Below are 8,524 nucleotides of genomic sequence, written 5' to 3' on the forward strand. Positions count from 1 at the left end.
ACACGTCCACATCCGTTCCCAACTCTTCGCGCATCTCACGCCGGACGGCGGCCTCGGCCGTTTCGCCCATCTCGACACGACCGCCCGGCAAGGCCCAGAAGGCATCGCCGGCCAGCCGGTGCAGCAGCACGAAGTCAGCATGGCGGACCACGGCAGCGGCGCGCAGGTTGAAGCGCCAGTCGCTATTGCTGAACGAGATCATCGTCATGCGTCGCATTCTGAGCGACGCCGGCATCAGCAATCGTGACGGGCGCTCAACGATGGCCTGCGCTCACATCCTCCCATCTTCCGGCCCGCCGGCCAGGCACTTGTCGAACCAGGCGATGGTGTCCAGCAGGCCGGTGCGCAGCTCCACCGTGGGCTGCCAGCCCAGCTCCTCGCGGGCCAGGCTGATGTCGGGGCAGCGCTGGCGGGGGCCGTCCTGGGGCAGGGGCTCGAAGACCAGCGGTGAGCGTGAGCCGGTGAGTTCCAGCACCAGGCGGGCGATGTCCAGCATGCTGCGCTCCACCGGGTTGCCGATGTTCACCGGGCCGGCGAAGTCGTCGCGGGTGTCCATCAGCCGCATCAGGCCGTCCACCGTGTCGCTCACGTGGCAGAAGCTGCGGGTCTGCAGGCCGTCGCCGTACAGCGTGATGGGCTGGCCCGTCAGCGCCTGCACGATGAAGTTGCTGACCACGCGGCCGTCGCCCGGGTGCATGTGCGGCCCGTAGGTGTTGAAGATGCGCGCCACCTTCACCCGCAGCCGGTGCTGGCGGCGGTAGTCCATGAACAGCGTCTCGGCGCAGCGCTTGCCTTCGTCGTAGCAGCTGCGCGGGCCGATGGGGTTCACATGGCCCCAGTAGTCTTCCTTCTGCGGATGCACCAGCGGGTCGCCATACACCTCGCTGGTGCTGGCCTGCAGGATGCGCGCCTTCAGCCGCTTGGCCAGGCCCAGCATGTTGATGGCGCCGTGCACGCTGGTCTTGGTGGTCTGCACCGGGTCCAGCTGGTAGTGCACCGGCGAGGCGGGGCAGGCCAGGTTGTAGATCTCGTCGCATTCCACGTACAGCGGAAAGGTGACGTCGTGGCGCAGCAGCTCGAAGCGGGCATGGCCCAGCAGCGGCGCGATCAGCGCGCGCGAGCCGGTGTAGAAGTTGTCCACGCACAGCACCTCGGCGCCGGCCTCCAGCAGCCGGCGGCACAGGTGCGATCCGATGAAGCCCGCGCCGCCGGTGACGACCACGCGCTTGGCATGCAGCGGGCGCGGCGGGGCGCTCATGGCGCACCCCCGGCCACCTGCGTCAGCACCCGGTCCCAGTCGGCCGCAAAGCGCTGGATGTTGAAGCGTTGCATCGCGGTCTGGCGGGCAGCCTCGCCCCACTGCCGCGCCACTTCGGGCTCATGCACCAGCATGTTCATCACCTCCACCAGTTTGTCGATGCGGGTGTCGATCCAGCCGTTCTCGCCATTGCGGATGACGGTGCTCAGCTCGGTGGTGGCCAGGCCGATGATGGGCAGGCCCACCATCATGGCTTCGATGATGGCCAGCCCCAGGCTGGTGTAGCGGATGGGGTTGAAGAAGAAGCGGTACTGCGCCATGGCGGCCGCCAGGTCCAGGTTGCCCACCTCGCCCAGGCCACCCATGCGCAGGCTGTCCATGCCCACCAGCTGCAGCGGCACCTGCTGGCGCACCTGCTCGAACACGTCGGCGCCCAGCCGGCGGCCGCGCTGCTGCAGGTGGTTGACGACGAAGATGCCTTCGGGCCGCTCGCCGCTGTAGCGCACGCCGGGCGGTATCAGCACCCCGTGGTCGATGATGTGCACCGGCGCATCGGCGTTGTCCCACATCAGCGCATTGAAGGGCGTGACGTGCACCAGCTGCGCGCCGCTGCCGGCGGCCGGGTGGCGGGTGTCGGTGGGGTGACCCTGCGGCGGGTCATGCTCCACGAACAGCGTGGGCAGCGCACGCAGCCGGGGCGAGAGTCGGCTCATGCGGTCGTCGTGCCAGTGGCGCTCGTGCTGGTACAGCACGCAGTCGAAGTGATGCGTGTCCAGCGCATCGGCCGGCACCTCGTGCACGTTGTCGCCCCAGGGCAGCACGCCCACCTTGCCGACGTGGCCCGACGGGTGGCCGGGCAGCGTGGCCAGGTAGAAGTCGTGCGGCGCCTGCGTCAGGTAGTACAGGTAGTTGCCATGCACATGCCAGGTGAGCACGCGCAGGCGACGGTTCGGGGTGGGTGGGTTCATGCGGTGGCCTCCTCGGCCGAAACGGCAGCGGATGCCGCCGGCGCGCCAGCCGTCGCCAGGCGAAGGGCCACCGCGGCCACCTCGTCCACGCCGACGGCCAGCGCACATTCGTGTTGATAAGGGCAGTGCTCATGGCCGCAGGGCCGGCAGGGCGTGTCGGCCCACAGCACCGTGTGGCGGGCGGTGTCCAGCGGCGCCCAGCGCGCCACGTCGCTGCCCGAGCTCACCACCACGCTGGGCGTGCCCACCGCGGCCGCGACGTGCGAGACGCCGGTGTCGTTGCTCAGCAGCAGACGGGCGCCCTGCACCAGCGCGGCCAGCGACCAGAAGTCGGTGCGGCCCACCAAATCGATGGCCGGCTGCTGCATCGCCTGCTGCACGCGTTGCACCAGCGGCCGTTCAGCCTCGCTGCCGGTGAGCACGATGCGCAGGCCCTGCCGCGCCAGCTGGTCGGCCACCGCAGCAAAACGCTCGGCCGGCCAGCGGCGCGAGGTGAAGCGGGCGCCGGCGTGCACGCAGGCATACGGCCCGTCACCCGGCGGCAGCAGCGCGGCGGCACGGGCCTGGTCGTCCGCGGTCAGCGGCAGCAGCATGCCGGTGCCCTGGCGCGGCAGGCCCAGGTGGTCGGTCAGGTGCAGCAGCCGCTCGATCTCATGGCCTTGCCGCGGCCAGCGGGTGAAGAGCGCCGGCTCGGGCGCCAGGTCATCGGGCTCGGCAAAGCCGGCCAGGCGCTGCGGCGCACACACCGCCAGCAGGTGGTTCACCACGCTGCCGCTGCCCTGCAGCTGCAGCAGCAGGTCGAAGCGCTCGGCCTGCATGGCCTGCAGCCAGCCGGGCAAGGCGGCCAGGTCGGGCTCACGCTCGGGCAGGCCGGGCCAGCCCGGAAACTCGATGAAGCGGTGCACCATCGGCAGCCGCTGCGCCCATTCACGGGCCCAAGGCAGGCCGATGAGCACCAGCTCGGCCTGCGGCCAGCGGGCCGCCAGGGCGCGCAGCACCGGCACCGCACACAGCATGTCGCCCAGCATCAAGGCGCGGAACACGCCGATGCGCCGTGGTGCGGCCGGCAGGTCAAGGCCTGCCGTCATGGGTAGATCACCTTGAAGCGCCAGGCCCCCACCACGCGCCACCACAGCGCCAGGAAGGGGATGGCGGCCGAGGTGCACAGCATTTCCCACACATGGGCCGGCTCGTGCGAAGAGCCGCGCAGCCGCTGCCAGGCAAAGCGGCCGATGCCCAGCAGCGCACCGGCCGCGCACCAGCCGGCGGCCCGCGGCGCGCCGGCGGCCAGGGCCAACAGTGCCGCCCCGGTCAGCCCCACGATGCCCACGTACAGCCAGGGCGGCTGCGTGCGCACCTTGCGCCGGAAGAGCTCGCGGTGCTTCTTGTAGAGCAGCCCGTCGAACACCACGTTCTTCTGCTGCCCCAGCGAGATGCCCCAGGGCGCCGGCCGCACCGGGTGCAGCACCACCGCCCGCTCGGCGCGGATGACCTCGGCCCCCAGCGTCAGGATGGCGAAGTGCAGGTCGGAGTCTTCGCGCCAGGCGCGCTTGAAGCGCTCGTCGAAGCCGCCCACGCGCTGCAGGATGTCGCGCCGCACGAAGGCATTGGCGGTGACGAACTCGGCCGTTTCCAGCCCCTGCGTCATGCGCGCATGGTCGGTGGGCGCGCCTTGCACCGGCACCTGCACCCGGCCGCTGGCGGCAGCCGCGCCACGGGCCATCGCGGCCAGGCCTTCGCTCAGCCAGTCGCGGTCGGGCACGGTGTCGTCGTCGGTGAAGGCGATCAGCGGCGCGGCGCTGGCCCGCCAGCCCACGTTGCGGGCGGTGGCCGGGCCCTTGCCCATGTTGCGCAGGTAGCGCACCGCGGGTGCGCCGCCGGTGGCGGCATCGAACTCGGCCACCACGCGGCGGGTGTCGTCGTCGGGGCCGTCGTCCACCACCAGCACCTCGTAGCGGTCGCCGGCCAGGCTTTGCCGCACCACCGCCTCCAGGCAGCGGCGCAGCAGCTCGGGCCGGCGGTAGGTGGCCATCACCACCGCGATCTCGGGGCGCTGCCCCGGCTCGGCTGTCGTCATGCGGTCTCCATCGCAGGTCGCATCACCTGCAGCGCCGCGTCGGCCGCTGCTTCTGCGGGCACGCCCAGCAGGCAGGCGTGGTGGCCCATCGGGCACACGCTGCGCAGGCAGTTGCGGCAGGGCACGTCGTGGCTCAGCACCCGCGCGCTGGTGCGCCAGGGCGTGTGCTGCGGGTTGGTCAAGGCATACAGCACCACCACCGGCGCACGCAGCGCCGCGGCGATGTGGGCCGGGCCGCTGTTGTTGCACAGGGTGACGGTGGCACCGGCGATCAAGGCGGCCAGCTCGCCCAGCGACAAGCCGCCCACCAGCGCGGTGGCCGGCACGCCGGCCGGCAGCGCGGCCTGCACCAGCGCCGCTTCGGCCGTGCCGCCCACCACCACCGCGTGGCCGCCACCGGCGCGGGCCACGGCCTGCGCGGCCTGGGCAAAGCGCTCGGCGGGCCAGCGGCGCGACGGGGCCGAGGCCCCCGGGTGCACCACGAAGTAAGGCGCCGCCGGGTCCATGCCGGCCTGCGCCAGCTTGTGCTTCAACGCGGCCTGATCGGCCGCCCGCAACGCCAGGCGCAGGCCATCGTCGGCCGGCGGTCGCACGCCGATGGCGGCCAGCAGCTCGAGCTGGCGCTGCACCTCATGGCGCATGCCTTCGCCGCGCATTTCGGCGTCACGCACCCAGTCGGTCAGCAGGTGGTAGGGGTTCTCGCGGCCATGCGCCAGCCGCAGCGGAATGCCGGCCTGCAGCGCCACCAGGGCCATGGGCAGCGCGCTTTGCGTGCACACGGTGAAGATGACCACCGCATCGAACCGCGCTTGCGCCAGCCGCTGCACCAGGGCTTGCACGGCAGGGCCGGCCTGTTCGGCGCTGCAGGCCGATTGCACCCAGGGCGCCTCGAAGGTCATGACCTCGTCCACGTCGGCCAGGTGGGGCTGCAGCGCAGCACCGGCCGGCGAGGCCAGCAGCGTGAGGTGCGCGCCCGGCCAGGCCTGGCGCAGCGCCGCCAGCGCGGGCGTGGTCATCAGCACGTCGCCCAGGTTGTCCAGCCGCACGGCCAGCAGGCGGCGCACGCCGGCCCAGGCGGGCGACAAGGCGGTGGCCCGCAGCTCGGCCGTCATGCCGCTTGCCGGGCGCGCGTGCCGGGCTGGGCCACGGCATCGGCCTGCAGGATGACCTCGGCCGCCTCGCCCAGGTCGGTGCACACATGCTCGGGCACGCGCAGGTCGGAGCGCTTCCATTCGTTTTCGCCGCCACGGTCCAGCAGCACGCTGCGGCAGCCCGCGCGGTGGCCGGCTTCCACGTCGTCCAGGATGTCGCCCACCATCCAGCTGCGCTGCAGGTCCAGCCCATGGGCCTGCGCGGCCAGGGTCAGCATGCCGGGCTGCGGCTTGCGGCAGTCGCAGCCCTGGCCATCGGCGCTGGCGGGGGCATGCGGGCACACGTAGAAGCCCGTGACCTCGATGCCGCCTTCGTCGCGCAGCTTGTCCAGCAGCGCGGTGCGCAGCACGCTGAACTGCGCGCTGGTGAAGCGGCCCGTGGCCAGGCCCGACTGGTTGCTGACGATGACCAGCCGGTAGCCCGCCTGCTGCAGCCGCTGCAGTGCCGGCAGCGCATGGGGCGTGAAGCGCAGCAGCGCCGGGTCGACGTTGTAAGGCACGTCTTCGACCAGCGTGCCGTCCTTGTCCAGAAAGATGGCGCGCGACCTCATGCCCCCACCCCGCGCGGCGCAGCCGCCATCACCAGCGCCTGCTGCACCGGCTTGCCGCTGCTGGCCGGGCGGGTGTGCGCGGGGCGGTGCAAGGCGGCGCTGCGCGGCAGCAGCGCGGCTTCGGCAGCCACCACTTCCTGGTACACCGTGGCCAGCTCGCCGGCCACGCGGTCCCAGGTGAAGTGCGAGCGCACGCGGGCCATGCCGGCGCGCCCCAGGGCCAGCCGCAATGCCGGGTTGGCCTGCAGCCAGGCCAGCTTCTCGGCCAGCGCGGCCGGGTCCTTGGGCGGCACCAGGTAGCCGGTGACGCCATCGACCACGCTGTACTGGATGCCGCCCACCGCGCTGCCGACCACCGGCGTGCCGCAGGCCATGGCTTCCAGCGGCGTGATGCCGAAGGGCTCGTACGCCGGGGTGGTGACGAACACGTCGGCCGCGGCATAGAACTCGGGCAGCTCGGCGACGTCGCGGCGGCCGGTGAAGGTCACGCGGTCTGCCACGCCGCAGCTGCGGGCCAGTGCCCGCAGGCGTGCGATCTCGGGCGTGCGGCGCTCGTCGGGCTCCACCGATTCACCGCCCACCACCAGCAGCCGCGGCTTGAGCGAGCCGTCCATCAGGCCCACCGCGCGGATCACGTTGTCGATGCCCTTGCGCGGCACCAGCCGGCCCAGCTGCAGCACCACGAATTCATCGTCGCGCAGGCCTAGCCGGCGGCGCGCCTGCGCCCGGTCGCGCGGGCCGAAGGTGGCCAGGTCGACGCCGCAGGGCACGGTGCGGATGCTCTCGTCGCGCGCGCCATAGAGGCGCAGCAGGTCTTCACGGTCTTGCGGGCATTCGGCGATCACGCGGTCGGCGCCCTGCACGATGCGCCGCTCGATGTCGATGCGCGCTTCCGGGAAGGTGTCGGCGCTGCCCTGATGCTCGCGCCGCACCAGGCCCAGCGCATGGAAGGTCATCACCAGCGGCACTTCGAAGATGTTGCGCAGCGCCAGCCCCACCCAGCCCGACATGAAGAAGTTGGCGTGGATGAGGTCGTAGCCCACGCTGCGCTGCATCAGGTGGCGCGAGGCGCGGGTGAAGGCCGGCATGTGCGGGAGCAGCTCTTCCTTGGGAACGAATTCGGGCGGTCCGGCATCTATATGGACCACGCGCATGCCCGGCCGCACATCGACCACGGCCGGCAGCGTGGGGTCGTCGCGGCGGGTGAGCACGTCGACCTGGTGGCCCATCGCAGCCAGCGCGCGCGCCACCTGCGAGACGTAGATGTTCTGGCCCCCGGCGTCGACGCTGCCGGCGTGGGCCAGCGGTGAGGCGTGTTCGCTGATGAGGCCGATGCGCAGGCGGTTTGGCACCATGGTCTTGGCTTTCTGGTGGTGATGTCCGATGCGGGCGTTGGGCAAGCGGTGTTCCGCGCCGGCTGCGGCGCAGGTGCCGGCCTTCATCACCGGCGGTGATGGCTGGCCCCGTGCGGTGGTGACCGGATGTGTGCGGCGCCGCTGCCGCCTGAATTGCCGCAACCCGGGCGCCGCCGGGAACAGCGGTTGCCGCAGGGCTGCATCAACCCCGCCAAGGAGCCGCCCATGACGCACCCGCTCGACAGCCAGAAAGACGAACCCCGCGTGGCCACGAAGGACGGTGGCGCCCGCACGGCGGCCGGCAGCAACTACGGCGACTACGTGCCGCCGCCGCAGCGCGCGCATGTGCAATCCGCCCTGCCCGACCAGCAGCTGCCGGCCGATGTGGCGCCCGAAGACCCGGACGCCGAACTGATCAAGGCCCAGCGGGCGCAGCGCGAGGCGCATGCGACGCCGGAGCAGTCCATCGAAGGCGAATCGGCCGCCGGCGAAGAAGACCCGGGCGCCGCGGACGACGTGATGCGCAGCCCCAGCTCAGGCCCCGAGGGCGTGGTGCCCCGGCGCCCGCTCTGAAAGGCCTCAGTCCCGCCGGGCCGCCCCAAGGGACTGAGATCCCCCTCGGGGGGACGCGAGCGCAGCGAGCTTCGGGGGCACCACCTCAGGCCCGGCGTTTTTCCAGCACGAAGGGACCCAGCACCAGCGCATCCACCGGCGTGCTGGCCCAGGCATGGATGGCATCGCGCGGCGTGCACACCACCGGCTCGCCGCGCACGTTGAACGAGGTGTTGATCAGCACCGGCACACCCGTCAGCTCGCCAAAGGCCGTGAGCAGCTGGTGGAAGGCCGGCTGCGTCTCGGCGCTCACGGTCTGCACGCGGGCCGTGAGGTCGCTGTGGCAGGCCGCCGGAATGCGCTTGGCCTGCTCGGGCAGCACGTCGTAGATGAACAGCATGAAGGGCGCCTGGCCGCGGTTGGCCTCGCCCGGCGTGAACCAGTTGGCCAGGTGTTCCTGCGGCACCGCCGGCGCCACCGGCCGGAAGTCTTCGCGGTCCTTGAGTTCATTGATGCGCGCCTGCATCTGCGCATGCAGCGGCGAGGCGATGATGGACCGCGCGCCCAGCGCCCGCGGACCGAATTCCATGCGCCCCTGGAACCAGCCGATGA

Annotated in this window: 10 protein-coding genes; 1 reads left to right on the forward strand and 9 read right to left on the reverse strand. The window is 72.0% G+C overall.

Translation table 11 applies throughout. The features are described from left to right. From ABNT58_RS12095 to ABNT58_RS12130, 8 genes are all read right to left on the reverse strand, one after another. Nucleotides 1–208: NUDIX domain-containing protein (locus tag ABNT58_RS12095; RefSeq protein ID WP_348753724.1), on the reverse strand; the 208-nt coding region annotated here is incomplete at its 3' end. A 63-nt stretch (nt 209–271) separates the two neighbouring features. Then, on the reverse strand, nt 272–1,258 hold the full coding sequence (locus ABNT58_RS12100; RefSeq protein WP_348753725.1) for a UDP-glucuronic acid decarboxylase family protein: 987 nt from the start codon (nt 1,256–1,258) through the stop codon (nt 272–274). After that, the gene (locus ABNT58_RS12105) at nt 1,255–2,226 is read right to left on the reverse strand and encodes a glycosyltransferase family 4 protein (protein ID WP_348753726.1); all 972 of its coding nucleotides are present in this window, start codon (nt 2,224–2,226) and stop codon (nt 1,255–1,257) included. Before ABNT58_RS12105 ends, ABNT58_RS12100 begins: the two co-directional genes overlap by 4 nt. Next, on the reverse strand, nt 2,223–3,314 hold the full coding sequence (locus tag ABNT58_RS12110) for a glycosyltransferase family 9 protein (RefSeq protein ID WP_348753727.1): 1,092 nt from the start codon (nt 3,312–3,314) through the stop codon (nt 2,223–2,225). The genes ABNT58_RS12105 and ABNT58_RS12110 overlap by 4 nt, the downstream gene beginning before the upstream one ends. Further along, nucleotides 3,311–4,303, reverse strand: coding sequence for a glycosyltransferase family A protein (locus ABNT58_RS12115; RefSeq protein ID WP_348753728.1), 993 nt, complete (start codon nt 4,301–4,303; stop codon nt 3,311–3,313). Before ABNT58_RS12115 ends, ABNT58_RS12110 begins: the two co-directional genes overlap by 4 nt. Continuing rightward, nucleotides 4,300–5,415, reverse strand: a complete 1,116-nt coding sequence (locus ABNT58_RS12120; RefSeq protein ID WP_348753729.1) for a glycosyltransferase family 9 protein — start codon at nt 5,413–5,415, stop codon at nt 4,300–4,302. The genes ABNT58_RS12115 and ABNT58_RS12120 overlap by 4 nt, the downstream gene beginning before the upstream one ends. After that, nucleotides 5,412–6,005, reverse strand: a complete 594-nt coding sequence (locus ABNT58_RS12125) for an HAD family hydrolase (RefSeq protein WP_348753730.1) — start codon at nt 6,003–6,005, stop codon at nt 5,412–5,414. Before ABNT58_RS12125 ends, ABNT58_RS12120 begins: the two co-directional genes overlap by 4 nt. Continuing rightward, nucleotides 6,002–7,360 carry a glycosyltransferase family 1 protein gene (locus ABNT58_RS12130; RefSeq protein WP_348753731.1) on the reverse strand — a complete coding sequence of 453 codons (1,359 nt, stop codon included), beginning with the start codon at nt 7,358–7,360 and terminating at the stop codon, nt 6,002–6,004. Before ABNT58_RS12130 ends, ABNT58_RS12125 begins: the two co-directional genes overlap by 4 nt. 225 nt (nt 7,361–7,585) lie before the next feature. On the opposite strand from ABNT58_RS12130, the gene ABNT58_RS12135 reads away from it, so the two are divergent. Continuing rightward, nucleotides 7,586–7,933 (forward strand): hypothetical protein, encoded by a 348-nt coding sequence (locus tag ABNT58_RS12135; protein WP_348753732.1) that lies wholly within the window; start codon nt 7,586–7,588, stop codon nt 7,931–7,933. An 85-nt stretch (nt 7,934–8,018) separates the two neighbouring features. Here the strand turns inward: ABNT58_RS12135 and ABNT58_RS12140 are convergent. Then, on the reverse strand, nt 8,019–8,524 hold a 506-nt coding region (locus ABNT58_RS12140; RefSeq protein ID WP_348753733.1), incomplete at its 5' end, for a carbamoyltransferase C-terminal domain-containing protein.

Origin of the sequence: uncultured Aquincola sp. (genome assembly GCF_964001545.1) — a bacterium.
In the GTDB taxonomy this organism is placed as follows: Bacteria; Pseudomonadota; Gammaproteobacteria; order Burkholderiales; family Burkholderiaceae_C; genus Aquincola.

Bases quoted from the DNA above. Each gene is read 5' to 3' on its own strand.
- ABNT58_RS12100 (WP_348753725.1), bottom strand. From the start codon at position 1,258: ATGAGCGCCCCGCCGCGCCCGCTGCATGCCAAGCGCGTGGTCGTCACC.
- ABNT58_RS12135 (WP_348753732.1), top strand. From the start codon at position 7,586: ATGACGCACCCGCTCGACAGCCAGAAAGACGAACCCCGCGTGGCCACG.
- ABNT58_RS12125 (WP_348753730.1), bottom strand. From the start codon at position 6,005: ATGAGGTCGCGCGCCATCTTTCTGGACAAGGACGGCACGCTGGTCGAA.
- ABNT58_RS12120 (WP_348753729.1), bottom strand. From the start codon at position 5,415: ATGACGGCCGAGCTGCGGGCCACCGCCTTGTCGCCCGCCTGGGCCGGC.
- ABNT58_RS12110 (WP_348753727.1), bottom strand. From the start codon at position 3,314: ATGACGGCAGGCCTTGACCTGCCGGCCGCACCACGGCGCATCGGCGTG.
- ABNT58_RS12105 (WP_348753726.1), bottom strand. From the start codon at position 2,226: ATGAACCCACCCACCCCGAACCGTCGCCTGCGCGTGCTCACCTGGCAT.
- ABNT58_RS12130 (WP_348753731.1), bottom strand. From the start codon at position 7,360: ATGGTGCCAAACCGCCTGCGCATCGGCCTCATCAGCGAACACGCCTCA.
- ABNT58_RS12115 (WP_348753728.1), bottom strand. From the start codon at position 4,303: ATGACGACAGCCGAGCCGGGGCAGCGCCCCGAGATCGCGGTGGTGATG.